The organism is Streptomyces sp. NPDC003036 (genome assembly GCF_040611175.1).
Classification (GTDB): Bacteria; Actinomycetota; Actinomycetes; order Streptomycetales; family Streptomycetaceae; genus Streptomyces.
Window position 1 is genome coordinate 64,372 of record NZ_JBEXNO010000012.1, and the last position, 17,130, is coordinate 81,501.

Genomic DNA, 17,130 nt, shown 5'->3' on the forward strand with positions numbered 1-17,130 from the left:
GAGCGAGACCGAACCGCGCTGGAGGACGAACTGTGCGTACCCGTGGGAGTGTTGACCGGCGCAGTCTGCTGAAGTTCGCGGGCGGCTCCCTGGCCGCCCTCGGCCTGACCGCGGCGGGCTGCGGGACCGGAAGCGGCTCGGGCGGCGGCGGGACCGTCACGATCCGGTACGCGTGGTGGGGCTCGGACGACCGGGCCAAGCGCATCAACAAGTGCGTCGCTCTCTTCGAGAAGAAGTTCCCGAAGATCAAGGTCAAGACCGACTTCCAGCCGTACCTCGACTTCTGGAAGAAGTTCAACACCCAGGCCTCCGGGGGCAACCCGCCGGACGTGTTCCAGAACGCGATCGGCTTCCTGCGCAAGTACGACGAGAAGAACGTGCTCCTCGACCTGCGCGAGCAGGTCAAGGCCGGGAACCTGTCCATGGACGGCTTCCGCGCCGGTCTCGCCACCTTCGGCGAGGTCGACGGCAAGCTGCTCGGCGTCCCCGTGGGTTCCAACTCCATGGCCCTCGTCATCGACGAGCCCGTCTTCCGGAAGGCCGGCATCACCCCCCGCCCCGGCTGGACCTGGGACGAGTTCCACGCCGCCCTCGCGAAGATCCGCGACACCCAGGGCCGCGCCGGCGACAGCGGCCTGTACGGCGTCATGTACCTGTACGACCTCTACCTGCGCCAGCACGGCAAGGCGTTCTTCACCAAGGACGGCCTCGGCTTCAGCGCAGCGGACCTCACCGACTGGTGGGCCAAGGGCCAGGCGGGCGTGAAGGCGGGCCTCCACTCCGACCCCAAGAAGGTCGCCCAGATCAAGCCGAAGTCGGCCGTGGCCGCCCAACTCGCCGCCTCCGAGTTCACCTGGGACAACTTCACCATCCGCTACACCTCCGAGGGCAAGAGCGAGTACGCCCTCGCACCCATCCCCACCACCGACGGCAGGAAGACCGGCCAGTACCTCGGCTCCCTCATGCTCAGCGCCTCCAAGCGCACCAAGCACCCGAAGGAAGTCGCCCAGTTCATCCACTTCATGGTCCACGACCCCGAGGTCGCCCGGATCATGGGCTACGACCGCGGCGTCCCGGCCACCACCGCGCAGTACGAGGCGTTCCGGCCGACGGACCCGGTGAACCAGCGGATCGCCGCGTACGAGAAGCAGCTCGTCGACTCCGGCGTCCTGGAGACCATCACCCCCCACCCGGCTGGGGCCGACGTCGCCGAGGCGGCCTTCCTGCGCATCGCCGAGGACATGGCCCTCGGCAAGCGGTCCGTCGCCGAGGCGGTCGAGCAGTTCTTCACCGAGTCGAAGACGGCTCTCCGCTCCTGATGGGCACCGCCATGACGCACCCCGAGACCGCCGCCGCGGCCCCTGACCTCCCGTACGAGGGCTCCGCTCAACACCCCGAGCCCGCCCCCGCCACAGGACGCCATCGCGGTCGCGGTCGCCGCGAGAACCTCGCCGGCTACCTCTTCATGTCCCCCTGGATCGCCGGGTTCCTGCTGCTCACCGCCGGCCCGATGGTCGCCTCCCTCTACTTCGCCTTCACCGACTACAACCTCTTCGACACCCCCCGGTGGGTCGGCCTCAAGAACTTCACCGACATGTTCGCCGACCCCCGCTGGCGCCACTCCGTCGACGTGACGCTCTGGTACGTGGTCATCGGCACGCCGCTGAAGCTCGCCGCCGCTCTCGGCGTGGCGCTGCTGCTCCACCAGAAGCGGCGCGGCCAGGCCTTCTACCGGGCCGCCTTCTACGCGCCCTCCCTGATCGGCGCCAGCGTCTCCATCGCGATCGTCTGGAAGGCGATCTTCTCCGACGACGCCCTCGTCGACCGCGCCCAACGGGCCCTGTTCGGCGTGGACGTCGGCGGCTGGACCGGCGATCCCGACTGGATCCTCTACAGCCTGGTGGCGCTGACCGTCTGGCAGTTCGGCGCCCCCATGGTGATCTTCCTGGCCGGCCTGAAGCAGGTGCCGCGCGAGCTGTACGAGGCGGCCGAGATGGACGGCGCGGGCACCTGGCGGCGGTTCTGGCACATCACCCTCCCCATGATCTCGCCCGTCCTCTTCTTCAACGTCCTGCTGGAGACCATCCACTCCTTCCAGATCTTCGGCTCGGCGTACATCCTCGGCGGCCAGGGCGGCACCTGCGGACCGGCCGACGCCACGCTCGTCTACACCTGCTACCTCTACGTCCAGGGCTTCGAGAACAGCCGCATGGGCTTCGCCTCCGCCATGGCGTGGATGCTGCTCCTCGCCGTCGGCCTCGTCACGGCGGTGCTGTTCTGGTCCCAGCGGCGCTGGGTGCACTACGAGGAGGCCGCCCGATGAGCGCGCTGACCACCTTCCGCCGGCGCGGCGCCGGCTCGCTCGCCTGGCACCTCGGCTCCCTCGCCGTGCTGGCCGTGGTGCTCTACCCGGTGGTGTGGGTGATCGGCGGTTCCCTCAAGCCGAACGACGAGATCGTCGGCAGCCTTGAGCTGTTCCCCACCGACCCCATCACCGACAACTACCGCCGCCTCGCCGACGGCATCGCCGACATCCCCATCACCACCTTCTTCGGCAACTCCCTCTTCCTCGCCGTCGGTTCGGTGATCGGCGTGCTGTTCTCCTGCTCCCTGGCCGCCTACGCCTTCGCCCGCGTCCGGTTCGCCGGCCGGGGCCTCCTCTTCGCGCTGATGATCGGCACGCTGCTGCTGCCGTACCACGTGCTGCTCATCCCGCAGTACGTCATGTTCCAGAAGCTGGAACTGATCAACACCTACACGCCGCTGCTGCTCGGCAAGTACCTCGCCACCGACGCCTTCTTCGTCTTCCTGATGATGCAGTTCATGCGCGGGCTGCCGAAGGAGCTCGACGAGGCCGCCCGGCTCGACGGCTGCGGGCACCTGCGGATCTACTGGTCGATCGTCCTGCCGCTGTGCCGGCCCGCCCTGATCACCAGCGCGATCTTCACCTTCATCAACGCCTGGAACGACTTCATGGGCCCGCTGATCTACCTCAACGAACCCGACAAGTACACCGTCTCGCTCGCCCTGAAGATGTTCGTCGACCAGGACGGCATCGCCAACTACGGCAGCATGATCGCCATGTCGCTGGTCGCGCTCCTGCCCGTCCTGCTCTTCTTCCTCGCCTTCCAGCGGTACCTCATCGACGGCATGGCCACCTCCGGCCTGAAGGGCTGAGCCGTGCGCGCCGCCGTCGCCGCCCGCTTCGGGCTCTTCGCCGAGTGCCTGCTCACCGGCGTGTGGATCACCCTCGCGTCCCTGCCGCTGGTCACCCTCCCCGCCGCACTCGCCGCCGGCTCCGCGCACCTGCGGCGCCACCTCGCCCACGAGCGCTCCACCTGGCGGGAGTACGCCGCCGACGTCCGCGCCGCCACCCGGCGCGGCGGCCTCCTCGCGGGCCTCGCCGGCTGGGCGGCGCTCGCCCTGGTCGGGGCGGACCTCGCGGTCGTACGCGCCGGAGGCCTGCCGGGCGCCCCGCTCGTCGGCGCCGTCGGCGTACTGGCCCTGCTCGCCCTGGCCGTCACGGGCCTGCGGGCTGCCACCGCCTGGCGCCCGGGCGCCTCCTGGCGCGCCCTGCTCTCCCCGGCCGCCCGCCGCACCGCCCGCGACCCGGCGGGCTCCCTGACCCTGGTGTGCGGCTTCGCCGTGATCGCCGCCTCGGCATGGTTCGCCGCCCCGCTGGCCGCCCCGGCCCTCGGGATGCTCACGGCGGCGGCCCTCGCCGTCGAACAGCGGGACATGTCCGGCCGCCCCGGCCGCTGATCCCCGGAAGGAAAGACACACATGTCTCCGATACCTCGCAGAACCCTGCTCAAGGCCGCCGCGGCCACGGGCGCCGCCGCCCCGTGGGGCTGGGCGCCCGGGCACGGCACCGCGCAGGCCGCCGCGCCCGGGGCCGCCGGGGCGGGCGACGCGCCCGTGACCGTGCGGTGGCTGGAGTCCGGCGGGCTCGGCGCCGCGCCGGGGTCGACCTTCGGCGTGCCGTGGCCCAAGGGCGCCCACGCGGACGGCACCTCCTTCGCCCTCGCCGCCGCCGACGGTACGGAGGTCCCCGTACAGACCTGGCCCACCGCGTACTGGCCCGACGGCTCCCTGAAGTGGACCGCCCACGCGGTCGGCCCCGAAGCGGCGGGCGGCGAGCGGTTCACGCTCACCGCCGGCACCCCGGCCGCCGCCTCCCGCCGGGTCACCGTCACCGAGACCGACCGCGGGATCACCGTCGACACCGGCACCATCACGGCCGTCGTCCCCAAGGATGGCGAGAAGCTCGTCGCGTCCGTCACCCGCGCCGGGACGAAGATCGCCACCGACGGCCGGCTCGTCCTCCTGCGCCAGGACGACCTCGACGACGGCGACCAGGGCAACGCCAAATGGGAGCGGTTCGACGGCACGATCTCCCGCGCCACCGTCGAACAGCGCGGCCCGGTACGGGCGGTGGTCCGCATCGACGGCAAGCACCGCAAGGGCAGCCGCAGCTGGCTGCCGTTCTGCGTACGGCTGTACTTCTACGCGGGTGCCGAGTCCTTCCGCATGGTCCACACGATCACCTACGACGGCGACGCGCGGAAGGACTTCATCCGGGGCCTCGGCGTCCGCTTCACCGTGCCGATGCGCGACGCCGCCTACGACCGCCACATCCGCATCGCGGGCGAGGGCAAGGGCTTCCTCACCGAGGCCGTCCAGGGCATCACCGGCCTGCGCCGCGACCCGGGCGCGGCCGTGCGTACCGCCCAGGTCAAGGGCGAGAAGCTGCCCGACCCGGCGACCTGGGACCAGCGTGTGACCAGCCGTCTGGCGTACGTCCCCACCTGGGGCGACTACACTCTCGCCCAGCTCTCCGCCGACGGCTTCACCCTGCGCAAGCGCACCAAGCCCGGCCACGCCTGGATCCCGGCCGGAGGCGGCGGCCGGGCGACCGGCTTCGGCTACGTCGGCGGGGTGAGCGGCGGACTTTCCTTCGGGCTGCGGGACTTCTGGCAGAAGCACCCCGCCCAGCTCGACGTCCGCGGCGCCGCGGGCGACGCCGCCGACGTCACGCTGTGGCTCTGGTCGCCCGAGGCGCAACCCATGGACCTGCGCTTCTACCACGACGGCCTGGGCCAGGACACGTACCCCGAGCAGCTCGAAGGGCTCAACATCACGTACGAGGACCACGAGCCGGGCTTCGGCACCCCGTACGGCATCGCCCGCACCAGCGAGCTGATGTTCTGGGCCAACGCCGCCACCCCCGGCGCGGACGCGCTCGTCGCCCAGGCCGCCGCCGTCCGCACCCCGCCGCAGCTCGCCGCGAGCCCGCACGACCTGGCCCGGGCAGGGGTCTTCGGCGGCCTGTTCTCACCCGTCGACCGCTCCACGCCCGCCAAGGCGAGGATCGAGGACCAGCTCGACTTCCTCTTCACGTACTACAAGGACCAGGTCGAGCAGCGCCGCTGGTACGGCTTCTGGGACTACGGCGACATCATGCACACCTACGACGAGGACCGGCACCAGTGGCGGTACGACGTCGGCGGCTACGCCTGGGACAACTCCGAGCTCTCGCCCGACCTGTGGCTCTGGTACGCCTACCTGCGCTCCGGCCGCGCCGACGTCTTCCGCTTCGCCGAGGCCATGACCCGCCACACCGGCGAGGTCGACGTCTACCACCTGGGGCAGTGGGCCGGGCTCGGCACCCGGCACGGCGTGCAGCACTTCGCCGACAGCGCCAAGCAGCAGCGCATCTCGACCGCCGTCTACCGCCGCCCCTACTACTTCCTCACCGCCGACGAGCGCGTCGGCGACCTCATGCGCGACCTCGTCGACTCCGACGAGACCTTCCTCGCCCTCGACCCCCTCCGCAAGATCCGCACCGAGCCCTACGTCCCCGACCGCCACGCCCTGTCCATCGGGTTCGGCACCGACTGGAGCGGCCTCGCCGCGGCCTGGCTCACCGAGTGGGAGCGCCGGGGCCCAAAGGCGGCCAAGGCGGAGGCCCGACTGCGCTCCACCATGGAGACCATCGCCGCCCAGCCCAACGGCTTCGTGCAGGGGACGGGCCTGTACGACCTCGACACCGGCCGGTTCGCGGTGGCGGACAAGCCCGTCGTGGGCGTCTCGCACCTCTCCGCCATGTTCGGGCTCGTCGAGATGTGCGCCGAGCTCATCGACCTCGTCGACATGCCCGCGTTCACGGAGGCGTGGCTCGACTACTGCCGCTACTTCAACGCCACCAAGGCCGAGCAGGCGGCGCGCTACGGCACGCACTTCGGCAACCTGCTGCTCTTCCAGGGGCACTCCCGCCAGGACGCGTACGCGGCCGCGCGGCTGAACGACGACCGGCTGGCGGCGCGCGCCTGGCAGAAGTTCTACCGCAGCGACGGGTACACCACGGCGATGACCTGGCAGAAGACACCGCTCGAAGGCCCGGACGTCCTCGAACCGGGCTACGAGCACCTGTGGATCAGCACCAACACGACGGCGCTGTTCGGGCTCGCGGCGATCCAGAACCTGGCCCTGGTCGGGGACAAGATGCCGGGCTGAGCAGTGTCGTCGGAGACCTGGGCTCGTTGCACGTATCTGTAGGAACCTTTCTCTTCTTCCGATCCGTACAGGAGCAGAGCAGATATGAGCATTCGTCCCGGTATCCGATTGATCACCGTGTGCGCCGGCGTGGCGGGCGCGAGCATGGCGGCGATCGTTCCGGCCGCCGCCGTCGCGACCGCCGTCGCCGAGCAGCCGCCGGCCTCGGTCGGTACGCCTATCTCCTCCAACCTCAACAGCACGGGCCTGCTGGCCTCGGACCCCCAGGCGCAGGGCAAGCCGGGCCAGGCCTCGCCGCTGCCGGTCGGCGGCGGCCCCGTCGCCGGCCTCCTCGGCGGCGTGCCCGCCGGTCTGCCGCTCGGGGGCTGACCGACGGGCGGCGCGCCGGTGCCCCGGCACCGCTGAACCGCCGTATCACCGCACCGCCGTATCACCGCGTTTCTGCGTCACGCCCCTGCTCTTCCAGCGTGCGCAGGAACGCCGTGGTCGCCGGGGTCGGGTTGAACGCGCTCCAGACCAGGTACTCGACCCGGCGCGGGCCCCGGGTGATCGGCACGGTCACCAGCCCGGGCAGGTCCGCCGCCACCGCGGACGGCAGCAGGGCGATGGCGAGCCCCTGCCGGACGAGGCGGACCATCAGATCCGGTGCCAGCACCTCGAACGCGACCTCACGCGTCAGCCGCGCGGCGCCGAACGCCTGGTCGCTCTGGGCCCGGCCGGGCGTGCCGGAAGGAAAGTCGACGAACGTCTCCTCGGCGAGGCGGGCCAGCCCCACCCGGGCCCTTCCGGCCAGCGGGTGACCCTCGGGCACGACCGCGACCAGCCGGTCGCGCGCCAGCAGCCGTGCGCGTACGCCCCGGGGCCGGTCGCCCTCCGGCAGGCCCAGGGCCGCGACATCGAGCTCCCCCGCCACCACCCGGGCCGTCAGTTCATCGCTGGCGGCCACGCGGAGGCTGATCCGCACCTCGGGGTGGCGCTCCCGGAACACCCGCAGCGCCGCCGGGATGTCGATCGCGGCGACCGTGGGGATCACGCCCACCGCCAGACGCCCCCGCACGACGCCCACCGCCGCGGCGGCCTCGGCGGCGGCCCGGTCGGCCGCCTCCAGTGACTGACGCGCCGCCGGCAGGAACGCCTCGCCGGCGGCGGTCAGCTCCACCCGCCGGCTCGTGCGGGCGAACAGCTTCACACCGAGCTCCCGCTCCAGCGCGGCGACGCGGTGGCTCAGGGCGGACTGGACGACGAAGCACCGCTCGGCGGCGCGCGTGAAGTTCCGCGTCTCGGCCACGGCGATCACGTAACGCATCTGCTGCAGATCCAACGGTCGCCTACTGACCGGAAGCGGGGCTACGGCGCGAGACGCGTCACCGCCACCGAGGGGGTGAAGGAGATCCGCGTCAGCGACCCGTCGTCCCTCCAGCGCACCTCCACCGTGTCGCCGTCGTCCGTGCCGTCCAGGACCGCCGCCTCCGCGAGCGGGGCGGGGTCCGGGACGGCGGTCAGGGAGGCGAGGGCCACCAGCAGCGCCGTACCCCCGTCGCTCGGGCCGGTGGCGAGGCGGGGGAGGGTGGCCCAGCGGGTGTACGCCGTCCCCTGCGGGGCGCGCAGCTCGGCGGCGTCCGGGTCCGCCCAGCCGTGCAGGCCGTACAGCTGCGAGGCGAGCGCCTCGTCCGGGCCCGTCGCCCACCCCGACAGATGGGCGCGCGCGCCGCGCGGCAGGCCCGTCACCCGGTGCACCCGCAGCTCGTACCGGCCGCGGACCACCGTCACGTGCTCCACCCGCAGCCCCGGCACCATCGGCGCGCCGGAGGGGAAGGCGGGCCGGTGCCAGGAGGCGGCCCAGCCCCAGCCGTCGCCGTGCCCGGCGCCCAGGGGCCTGACCCGGCACCGTACGGACGCGACGCCGTCCAGCTCGACGGAGAGGTGGTTGTCGGGCGCGTTGGCGGCCGACGTCGGTCCCGTGCGCGTCGAGTAGGCGAGTCGCCCGTACAGCACGTCGTGCCGGTTCGCCGACTCGCCCTCGAAGGGGCGCAGAGGGTCACTGCCGTGGTTGTGCAGCCGCGCGATCCCGTCGGCGGCCGTCGTCTGCACCAGCAGCCCCGGCGCGGGCAGCGCCCGCACCCGGTCGGCGCCGTCCTCGGCGGGCGCGGCCTCCTCCCGTACGGTCCACAGCGGGTCGTCCGCCGGGACGAGCAGCGCCACGAACGCCTTGGAGGCCCAGTACGGCGACGCCGGGCCCGAGTACGACTGGAGCGTCGGCTCGTGCGGGCCGTGCCAGCCCGGCGTCAGCAGCCCGTCGCGCGCGTCCACCGCGCCCCGGTCCAGGAAGTAGCGCAGGCAGCCGCTCAGCAGCCGCCGCGAGACTCCGGGCGCGAGCGGCGTGTGCCCGGTCAGCGCGCCGAGACCCACCGCCGCGCCCGCCGCGAAGCGGTACGCCAGCGACCGCCCGAAGTGCACCGGCGCGCCGTCCCCGCCGAACAGCAGCGAGAGGCCCTCCAGGTGCGCGCGCAGCCGCGGCCCGTACACGTCGTCCAACAGGCCGTTGTCACCCGCCAGATGGGCGTGCAGCACCGGATACAGGTGCAGGGCCCAGCCGTTGTAGTGGTCGAAGGCGCGGCCGTCGCCGTCCGCGTACCAGCCGTCGCCCCGGTACCAGGACTCCAGCAGCCCCAGGCCCCGCTCGACCGCCCGCGCGGTCTCCGCGTCGCCGCGGCCCACCGACTCCAGGAACCCGGCGACGGTGAGCGGGAAGAGGTACCAGTTGTTCGGCGCGGGTGTGTGCCGCAGCGCCCCGCGCAGCCACGCCTCGGCCCGGTCCCGTACGGCGTCGTCGAGGCGGTCCCACAGCCAGGGCCGGGTCAGCCGCAGTCCGAGCGCCACGGAGGCCGACTCCACCATCGGCTGGCCTTGGACGTGGTGGTCGAGGACGAGGGGCCACGACTCGGCGTCGTCGCGGCCGGGCGTGCGTGTCCCGGCCGCCAGGCCGTCGGCGTACCGGCCGAGCAGTCCGTACGGATCCTCGCCGCCGGCGCCCGCCACCCGGAAGGCGGCCGCGAGGAAGGTCCGGGCGTAGCCCTCCAGGCCGTCCGAACGGACCCCCGACACGGACGGGCGCCCCGGCAGGTCCAGCAGCGCGCCCCCGGGCGTCGCCCAGCGCCAGGCCGCCCGGACCAGGCCGTCGGTCACCGCTTCCCAGTGGGCGCGGGTGAAGCCGGTGTACGGGCTGGTCTCGCGGTCGTCGGGCGGCAGGTGCAGGCGTGGGGGTGGGGGAACGTGGGGCGGCATCGGGCACTCCCATGGTCGGAACACGGGAATGGTGATCGCTTGAAGGCAAGTCGGTCAAGAGATCGATCAGTTGGGCGGGAAGATCGCGGGCGATCGATCGAACGATCAGCGCAGCTGTGCGGCGATGTCCGCGATCGCCTCCGGCCCCACCCGGCAGCACCCGCCGATCAGCCGCGCCCCGGCCCGCCGCCAGCCCGCCACGCGGTCGGCGGAGAAGGTCGGACGCCCGTCCCACGCGTGCGCCCGTGCGTCCCAGCGCTCGCCGCTGTTCGGGTACACGACGACCGGCTTGCCGGTCACGCGGGCGGCGAGCGCGACCGCCCGGCCGGCGTCCTCGGGGGCGCAGCAGTTGACGCCGACGGCCACGATCTCCTCCGCGCCCGCCGCGAGGGCGAACGCCTCCTCCAGTGGCTGCCCGGCGCGCGTCCGCTCCCCGGCGATGGTGTACGACAGCCAGGCCGGTACGCCGAGTCCGCGCACCGCGCGGAGCAGCGCTTTCGCCTCGTCCGTGTCCGGCACGGTCTCCAGCGCCAGGACGTCCGGCCGGGCGGCGGCCAGCACCTCCAGGCGCGGGCGGTGGAAGCGCTCCAGCGCGTCGACGCCCAGCCCGTACCGCCCCCGGTACTCCGAGCCGTCGGCCAGCATCGCGCCGTACGGCCCGGCGGACGCGGCCACCCACAGCGCCCGGCCGGGGCTCCTGGCTTCCGCGCGGCGCGCGGCCTCCCGCCCCAGCTCCACGCTGAGCGCCAGGAGCTCGGCCGCCCGGTCGTGGCCGGTGCCGTGCCGCGCGAACCCCTCGAAGGTCGCCTGGTAGCTGGAGGAGATCACGACGCTCGCGCCCGCCGCGTAGTACGCCAGATGCGCCTCGACGATCGCCTCGGGCCGCTCGGCGAGCAACCGCGCCGACCACAGGTCGTCGGAGAGGTCGTACCCGGCGGCCTCCAGCTGGTTGGAGAGGCCGCCGTCCAGGACGAGGGCGGGGCCGCCGGTGAGGGCGTCGGTGAACGGGGGAGGGGCGACGGCGCTGCTCATGGGGCCGAAGCTAGCGGACCGCGCGCCGTGCGGCGTAGCGCGGGCCAAAGGCCGATCCCGGCCTGGCCGTTGACCTCGTCTGCTGCTGCCTCTACGGTTTCGCCGTTCGGTATCACAAATGATGTTCGATATATCGAATATTGAGCCGGTCATCCAGTCCGCATCCGAAGGGCGCCGTACCGCATGAGCCGCAGTGACGTACCCCTCCCCAGCCGCAGAACCGTCCTCATGAGCGCCACCCTCGCCACCGGCGCGCTCGCGGCCGTGCCCGGCGCCGCCCTGGCCGCCGTGCCGGGCCGCCCGACGGCGGCCGCCCCGTACACCAACCCCCTCGTCCGCAACCGCGCCGACCCGCACATCCACCGCCACACCGACGGCCGGTACTACTTCACCGCCACCGCACCCGAGTACGACCGGATCGTCCTGCGGCGCGCCCGCACCCTGCGCGGACTCGCCGGGGCCGAGGAGTCGGTGATCTGGAGGAGGCACACCAGCGGTGACATGGCCGCCCACATCTGGGCGCCGGAGATCCACCACATCGACGGACGCTGGTACGTCTACTTCGCCGCCGCGCCCGCCGACGACGTGTGGAAGATCCGCATGTGGGTGCTGGAGAACCCGAGCAAGGACCCCTTCCGGGGCACCTGGACCGAGAAGGGCCGGATCGTCACCGCCTGGGACACCTTCTCGCTCGACGCCACCACCTTCGTCCATCGGGGCAGCCGCTACCCCGCCTGGGCGCAGCACGAGCCCGGCACGGACAACAACACCGCGATCTTCCTGTCCCGGATGGCCGACCCGGTGACGCTGACCGGCCCTCAGGTGCGGCTGACGACACCCGAGTACGACTGGGAGTGCGTCGGCTTCAAGGTGAACGAAGGCGCCTCCGTCATCGAGCGCAACGGCCGCGTCTTCCTGACGTACTCCGCCAGCGCCACCGACAGCAACTACTGCCTGGGCCTGCTCACCGCCGACTCCCGCAGCGACCTGATGGACCCCGCGTCCTGGACCAAGTCGCCCCGGCCCGTCTTCACCAGCGACGACACCACCGGGCAGTACGGCCCCGGCCACAACTCCTTCACCGTCGCCGAGGACGGCCGCACCGACGTCCTCGTCTACCACGCCCGTCCGTACAAGGAGATCAGCGGCGACCCTCTGCACGACCCCAACCGCCACACGCGCATCCAGCGGCTCGGCTGGAAGCCCGACGGCACCCCGGACTTCGGCGTCCCGGTCGCGGACGGCCCCGCCCGCCCGGCCGCGCTGCCGAGGGAGGAAACCTGATGTTTCTTGGTGCCATGAAACGCGAGAGACGTTCCGCCCTGGTGGTCGCGGCGGCGGCCATGACCCTGCCCGTCCTCCCCGCCCTTCCCGCGCACGCGTCGGCGCCGTACGGGCAGGGCCTGGACCACTGCACCGGCACCGCGCCCGTCGTCTGCCACTTCGACGTCCCGCCCGGCACGTACGACGTCACCGTCACGCTCGGTGGGGAGACCGCCGGCGCCACCTCCGTCACCGCCGAGACGCGGCGCGCGATGCTCGCCGAGACCGCCACCGCGGCCGGTGAGCGGGTCCGCCGCACCTTCACCGTCGACGTACGCACCCCCGAGGGCGAGCCCACCGGGCCCGCCGGGACGCCGGGGCTGCAGCTGGCCTTCGGGGGCCCGGCGCCCGCCCTGTCCGCCGTCCGCGTCACCCCGGCGCCGTACGCGACCCGCCGGATCCTGCTCATCGGCGACTCGACGGTGTGCGACCAGCCCGGTGAGCCGTACGCGGGCTGGGGGCAGCGGCTGCCCGGCCTCCTCGGGCGCGGGCTCTCCGTCGCCAACCACGCCGACTCCGGCGAGAGCACCGTCACCTTCCTCGCCGACCCCGCCCTCTTCCCGGCCGCCCGACAGCGCATCCGCCCCGGAGACCTGGCGCTCATCCAGCTCGCCCACAACGACAAGCGGACCGACGCCCCGACCTACCGCGCGAACCTCACCGCGCTCGTCGACGGCGTACGCGCGCGGGGTGGGCTGCCGGTGCTCGTCACGCCCATCGTGCGCCGCTGGTTCAACGCCGACGGCACGCTCGACAACGACACGGCCCTGCTCGTCAACGGCCTCGGCGTCGATCACCCGGCGGAGATCCGCGCCCTGGCGGCCCGCCTCGGCACGCCGCTGATCGACCTGACAGCCCTCACCAAGGCGCGGGTGGAGGCGCTCGGTACGGAGGGGTCGAAGGCCCTGTACCTGACGAACGAGAAGCGCGACAACACCCACACCTCGGTGCGCGGCGCCACCGAGTACGCCGGGCTCGTCGCCGACGAGCTGGTGGCCCGGGGGCTGATCGGCTCCTGGCAGCGGCGGTGAGGCCGGTGACGCCCGCTCAGGCGCAGGCGCCGAGCGCCGCCAGGGCCGGCCACGCCGAGCCCGCGGCGAAGAGGCGGGGCCGCGCCGCCGCGCCGGGCGTCAGGAGGGCGTAGTGCAGCGGCGTGAGCGACAGGTCGCCCCACGGTTCGACGGTGTGCACGCGGGCCAGTACCTCGCCGCAGCGACCGCAGCCGATCCACGGCACGACGGCCTGGCCGGCGGCCGGGGCCGGCAGCGGCCGGGCGTCCGGGTGCTCGATCAGCCGGAGCGGCGCCTCCTCCGCGCCCGGCCGGACCGCGGCGCAGCGCAGGAGCCGGGGCGTGAGCGCCTCGCCCATGCCCCACTCCCGGGCCACCACCGCGATCTCGGCGACGGTGGCCTCGCTCACCACCACCCCGTGCGCCTGGAGACCGGCCACCAGCCGGTCGAGACCGGCCTCCTGTTCCCCGATGGCCCAGTAGTCCCTGACCTCGGTGGCCGCGGGCTCGGGCAGCAGGCCGGCGAACCGATACCAGCGAGTAACTTCATCGATCACCCGGAGAGGCTACCGGGAGGAAGGCGAAGGTGAACGGCCGAGGTCCGCCTTCTCGGCCGCTGCCCCCTGAATGGCGGGAAGTTGCTCTCTGGTGATGAGCCCCTTCACGGTGTAGCGTCGATGCCAGATGTCGTGGTTCGCAGTTCCTGCCCACGCGGAGGCGTGGGCTTCTTGCTGTGCAGTGCAGGACCAGGGCGATCACCTCCGGGTCCGCGCGGTGCGGGCCCGTCATCGACTGAGAGGCACCAGCATGGCCAGCGGAACCGTGAAGTGGTTCAACTCCGAAAAGGGCTTCGGCTTCATCGCGCAGGACGGCGGCGGTCCGGACGTCTTCGCGCACTACTCCAACATCAACGGCAACGGCTACCGTGAGCTCCAGGAAGGCCAGGCCGTCACCTTCGACATCACGCAGGGCCAGAAGGGCCCGCAGGCGGAGAACATCACCCCCGCCTGACCGCGCTGACGCGCGACGCGCGTCAAGGCCCCCGGAAGCCGGTGCTTCCGGGGGCCTTCGCGATCCCCTGACTGGGCCCCTAGGTCGTGTCGGGCAAGAGCGCCGCAGGACTCGGGATCCGTCAGGATCCGGCGCCGTGGTTCAACACCGTCGCCAGCTGCGCCCGCGAACGGACGTCGAGCTTCTGGTAGATGCGGGTCAGCCGCGCCTCGACGGTCTTCACGCTCAGATACAGCCGGGCCGCCGCCTCCTGGTTGCTCGCCCCCTCGCCGACGAGCCGCGCCAGGTTCAGCTCCGCCTCCGTGAGCCGGGACAGGGCCGCGTTCCCCGCCGGTGCCGTGCCGGGCGCCGGCTCGGCGTACGACGGGTTCTCGGCGGTCAGGCCCAGCCACGGCACCGCGCCCGCCCGCTCGAAGACGGCCGCCGCCGCGTGCAGCGCCTGCTGCGCGGCCGACCGCCTGCGCCGCCGGCGCTCCACCCGCGACAGCGCGATCAGGCAGCGCCCCTGCTCCAGGACCAGCCCGTGGGCGGCGAACCGGTCCGCCGTCTCCGCCAGCAGGGCCACCGCCTCGTCGGTCTTGCCGCCCGCCGCCAGGCACAGCGCGTACGCCCGGTCGAAGCCCAGCAACACCGTCGTACGGCCCAGACGTTCGGCGACCGGACCCACGTCGGCGAGGAGCGCCTCCGCCTCATCGCGGGCGTCGTTGGCGAGCAGCGCCTCGGCCAGCTCCTCGTGCCAGCGCAGCATCGACGGGTCCACGGCGCACTGGGCGTTCTCCGCCTCCTGCACGCGCCGCAGCGTCTCCAGGGCGCCCGCCACGTCCCCCGTGACCAGCTGGACGCGGCCGAGGGCGTACAGGCTGCGCGAGAGGAAGACGTGGTCGCCCTCCTCCTCCGACGCCCGCACGCTGCGCCGGGCGTATCCGGCGGCCCGGGCGAAGCTGCCGCCCGCCGTCTCCGCGAGGGCCAGGTGGTACCAGGCGGGCCCCGGCGACAGGCCCGCCTCCAGGGTCAGCGCGAGCGACCGGCCGGCGTGCGCGAGGGCCGCCGCGCACTGCCCGCGCCGGGCCTCCACCTGCGAGAGGGTGTTCAGCAGCTCGATGGCGTCCTCGACCGGGCCGCGCCGCTCGACCAGCGGGAGCAGGGCGTTGAGCTGGTCGCGGGCCTCGGTGAGCCGGTCGTCGAAGAGCGCGTGCCGGATCGTCAGGATCTGGGCGGCGTTGCGCACACCCAGCGGCCGGTCGGTCATCTCCAGGGCCCGCGCCTCGGCCAGGGTCCGCTCGGCGTCCGGCGAGCCGAGCGCCCGGTCCATCCGGGCCTGGACGGTCAGCGCCTTCGCGGCCGTGTGCCGGTCGTCCACCGACGCGGCGAGCGCGGCCGACTCGACGGCGGCCGCCCGCGAACGCACCGGATCGCCGTCCGCGAGCACGTACTTGACCGCCAGCCGCAGCAGCACACCCGCCCGGAGCCGCGGATCGCCGTCGGAGTCCTCCATCGCGTGCACGTACAGCTCGTCGAGGTCCGTCAGCCCCTGCCCGGCCGTGTCGAGTACGGCGAGCCGGGCGCGCACCCGGTCCGCGGGCGCCGCGTCGCGGGCCAGCAGGTCGGCGGCGGCGCGCATCGCGAGGTCGGCGCGGGCGGCGCGGGCGGCCTCCTCGGCGGCGTCCACCAGCCGGGCGATGCGCCGCTCCCCGAGGCGTACCGGTGTCGACTCGGCGGCGAGCAGCGCCAGTTCCGCGGCGAGCGCGCTGTTGCCGCGGCGGCGTGCCGTCTCCGCGGCGGCGGTCACCTCGGCGGCGAGGTCCTCGTCGGGCACGTCCGTGGCGAGCGCCCGGTGCCGTACCTCCTCGACAGGGTCGTCCACCACGCGCGCGAGCGCCGCGTGCCCGCTGCTGCGCTCGGTCCAGCAGGTGTCGTGGACCAGGGTGGAGGGCAGCAGGCCCGCCGTGAAGGCGACCGTCCCGTCCTCGGTCACCGATATCAGCCCGGCGCGCTCGGCCGCGGCCAGCTCCGCCTCGGCGGTGGGGCGGCCGGCGCGGCGGATCAGCGCCGCCGTCGGGCGCAGCGCGAGCGCGGCGAGCAGCAGGGTGGCGCGCACGTCGGGCGTGGCGGGGGCGAGCATGCGGCGCGCGAGGTCGCGGGCCCGGCCGGACAGCGGCAGCGCTTCGGCGTGGTGCACGGGTGTCCGCGCGTCGGCCAGCGACCGGCCGACGGCGAGCGCGAGACGCGGGTTGCCGCCGCTGGTGCGGTGGATGCGCCCGGCCATCCGGGACGGCAGCCGGTGGTGGACGAGGAGTTCGGCGATCTCGTCGGCCTGGAGCGGGGGCACGAGCAGGACGTCGGCCTCCGAGGGAACCCAGAGGGTGCAGGAGGCGCCGTCGGCGTACGGGTCCGGCGTCTCGACCGCGAGGACGCGCAGCGCGGGCGGGGCGAGGTGGAGGGCGAAGCGCAGCAGGTCGGCGCTCTCCGCGTCGATGCGCTGGACGTCGTCGACGACGAGGAGGACCGGTCCGCGCTCGGCCAGGGCGCGCAGGATCCGGGCGATGCCCAGGCGCAGCGCGACGGGGTCCCAACCGGTCTCGGGCGCCGTGGCCTCGCGGCACAGGACGGCGACGGCGGCGCGCTGCGGATCGGGCAGCCCGTCGAGTGCGGCCGCGGGCACGGAGGCGACGAGGGCGGCGGCCGCCGCGCCGGCCATGTCCCGGTCGGCGGGCTGCGGGGCGAGCCACAGGATCGTTTCACCACGGCAGCGGGCGGCCTGGTCGGCGGCCGCCTGGGCGACCTCGGTCTTGCCGATGCCGGCGGGGCCGGTGAGGAGCGCCCGGCCGCGGGTACGCAGGACCTGGTCCAGGCGGGTCAGCAGGTCCGCCCGGCCGACGGGCGCGGCGGACCCGGACACGGCGGACGCGCCCCGTGCGAGGGGGACGGCGGGCTCGCGCGGTGCCGTGCGCTCG

14 protein-coding genes are annotated in these 17,130 nt (G+C 73.7%); 9 read left to right on the top strand and 5 right to left on the bottom strand.

What is annotated here, in order from left to right:
* Positions 1-32: 32 nt before the first annotated feature.
* The 6 genes from ABZX67_RS11540 (at position 33) to ABZX67_RS11565 (ending at position 6,885) form a co-directional block, all read left to right on the top strand.
* Positions 33-1,319, top strand: a complete 1,287-nt coding sequence (locus ABZX67_RS11540) for an extracellular solute-binding protein (RefSeq protein ID WP_355357436.1) — start codon at positions 33-35, stop codon at positions 1,317-1,319.
* An 11-nt stretch (positions 1,320-1,330) separates the two neighbouring features.
* Positions 1,331-2,323 (top strand): sugar ABC transporter permease, encoded by a 993-nt coding sequence (locus ABZX67_RS11545; protein WP_355357439.1) that lies wholly within the window; start codon positions 1,331-1,333, stop codon positions 2,321-2,323.
* Complete coding sequence (locus ABZX67_RS11550; RefSeq protein WP_355357442.1) at positions 2,320-3,177, top strand: carbohydrate ABC transporter permease; 858 nt, start codon at positions 2,320-2,322, stop codon at positions 3,175-3,177. The genes ABZX67_RS11545 and ABZX67_RS11550 overlap by 4 nt, the downstream gene beginning before the upstream one ends.
* 3 nt (positions 3,178-3,180) lie before the next feature.
* Positions 3,181-3,762 carry a hypothetical protein gene (locus ABZX67_RS11555; RefSeq protein WP_355357445.1) on the top strand — a complete coding sequence of 194 codons (582 nt, stop codon included), beginning with the start codon at positions 3,181-3,183 and terminating at the stop codon, positions 3,760-3,762.
* Positions 3,763-3,783: 21 nt separating this feature from the next.
* Positions 3,784-6,516, top strand: a complete 2,733-nt coding sequence (locus tag ABZX67_RS11560; protein WP_355357448.1) for a Tat pathway signal sequence domain protein — start codon at positions 3,784-3,786, stop codon at positions 6,514-6,516.
* Positions 6,517-6,600: 84 nt separating this feature from the next.
* The gene (locus ABZX67_RS11565) at positions 6,601-6,885 is read left to right on the top strand and encodes a hypothetical protein (protein ID WP_355357451.1); all 285 of its coding nucleotides are present in this window, start codon (positions 6,601-6,603) and stop codon (positions 6,883-6,885) included.
* Positions 6,886-6,946: 61 nt separating this feature from the next.
* Here the strand turns inward: ABZX67_RS11565 and ABZX67_RS11570 are convergent, their stop codons facing one another.
* The 3 genes from ABZX67_RS11570 to mmuM all read right to left on the bottom strand — a co-directional run bounded on the left by ABZX67_RS11570 (position 6,947) and on the right by mmuM (position 10,833).
* On the bottom strand, positions 6,947-7,837 hold the full coding sequence (locus ABZX67_RS11570; RefSeq protein WP_355357454.1) for a LysR family transcriptional regulator: 891 nt from the start codon (positions 7,835-7,837) through the stop codon (positions 6,947-6,949).
* Positions 7,838-7,863: 26 nt separating this feature from the next.
* Positions 7,864-9,801: a DUF2264 domain-containing protein gene (locus ABZX67_RS11575; RefSeq protein WP_355357457.1), complete on the bottom strand. Its 1,938-nt coding sequence runs from the start codon at positions 9,799-9,801 to the stop codon at positions 7,864-7,866.
* A 105-nt stretch (positions 9,802-9,906) separates the two neighbouring features.
* Positions 9,907-10,833, bottom strand: coding sequence for a homocysteine S-methyltransferase (gene mmuM / locus ABZX67_RS11580; RefSeq protein ID WP_355357460.1), 927 nt, complete (start codon positions 10,831-10,833; stop codon positions 9,907-9,909).
* Between the two features lie 183 nt (positions 10,834-11,016).
* Between mmuM and ABZX67_RS11585 the strand changes: the two genes are divergently transcribed.
* Both ABZX67_RS11585 and ABZX67_RS11590 read left to right on the top strand, forming a co-directional pair.
* A complete protein-coding gene (locus tag ABZX67_RS11585; RefSeq protein WP_355357464.1) occupies positions 11,017-12,117 on the top strand; it encodes a glycoside hydrolase family 43 protein in 1,101 nt (366 codons plus the stop codon).
* Positions 12,118-12,176: 59 nt separating this feature from the next.
* Positions 12,177-13,187, top strand: coding sequence for a rhamnogalacturonan acetylesterase (locus tag ABZX67_RS11590; protein WP_355357675.1), 1,011 nt, complete (start codon positions 12,177-12,179; stop codon positions 13,185-13,187).
* A 16-nt stretch (positions 13,188-13,203) separates the two neighbouring features.
* Here ABZX67_RS11590 and ABZX67_RS11595 read toward each other — a convergent pair whose 3' ends face one another.
* On the bottom strand, positions 13,204-13,722 hold the full coding sequence (locus ABZX67_RS11595) for a hypothetical protein (protein ID WP_355357466.1): 519 nt from the start codon (positions 13,720-13,722) through the stop codon (positions 13,204-13,206).
* A 250-nt stretch (positions 13,723-13,972) separates the two neighbouring features.
* On the opposite strand from ABZX67_RS11595, the gene ABZX67_RS11600 reads away from it, so the two are divergent.
* Positions 13,973-14,176 (top strand): cold-shock protein, encoded by a 204-nt coding sequence (locus ABZX67_RS11600; protein ID WP_190203608.1) that lies wholly within the window; start codon positions 13,973-13,975, stop codon positions 14,174-14,176.
* A gap of 121 nt (positions 14,177-14,297) precedes the next feature.
* Here the strand turns inward: ABZX67_RS11600 and ABZX67_RS11605 are convergent, their stop codons facing one another.
* Positions 14,298-17,075: an AAA family ATPase gene (locus ABZX67_RS11605; protein WP_355357678.1), complete on the bottom strand. Its 2,778-nt coding sequence runs from the start codon at positions 17,073-17,075 to the stop codon at positions 14,298-14,300.
* Positions 17,076-17,130: the final 55 nt, after the last annotated feature.

Coding starts and splice junctions, on each gene's coding strand:
- ABZX67_RS11550 (WP_355357442.1), top strand. CDS start 2,320: ATGAGCGCGCTGACCACCTTCCGCCGGCGCGGCGCCGGCTCGCTCGCC.
- mmuM (WP_355357460.1), bottom strand. CDS start 10,833: ATGAGCAGCGCCGTCGCCCCTCCCCCGTTCACCGACGCCCTCACCGGC.
- ABZX67_RS11575 (WP_355357457.1), bottom strand. CDS start 9,801: ATGCCGCCCCACGTTCCCCCACCCCCACGCCTGCACCTGCCGCCCGAC.
- ABZX67_RS11600 (WP_190203608.1), top strand. CDS start 13,973: ATGGCCAGCGGAACCGTGAAGTGGTTCAACTCCGAAAAGGGCTTCGGC.
- ABZX67_RS11565 (WP_355357451.1), top strand. CDS start 6,601: ATGAGCATTCGTCCCGGTATCCGATTGATCACCGTGTGCGCCGGCGTG.
- ABZX67_RS11545 (WP_355357439.1), top strand. CDS start 1,331: ATGACGCACCCCGAGACCGCCGCCGCGGCCCCTGACCTCCCGTACGAG.
- ABZX67_RS11585 (WP_355357464.1), top strand. CDS start 11,017: ATGAGCCGCAGTGACGTACCCCTCCCCAGCCGCAGAACCGTCCTCATG.
- ABZX67_RS11560 (WP_355357448.1), top strand. CDS start 3,784: ATGTCTCCGATACCTCGCAGAACCCTGCTCAAGGCCGCCGCGGCCACG.
- ABZX67_RS11590 (WP_355357675.1), top strand. CDS start 12,177: ATGACCCTGCCCGTCCTCCCCGCCCTTCCCGCGCACGCGTCGGCGCCG.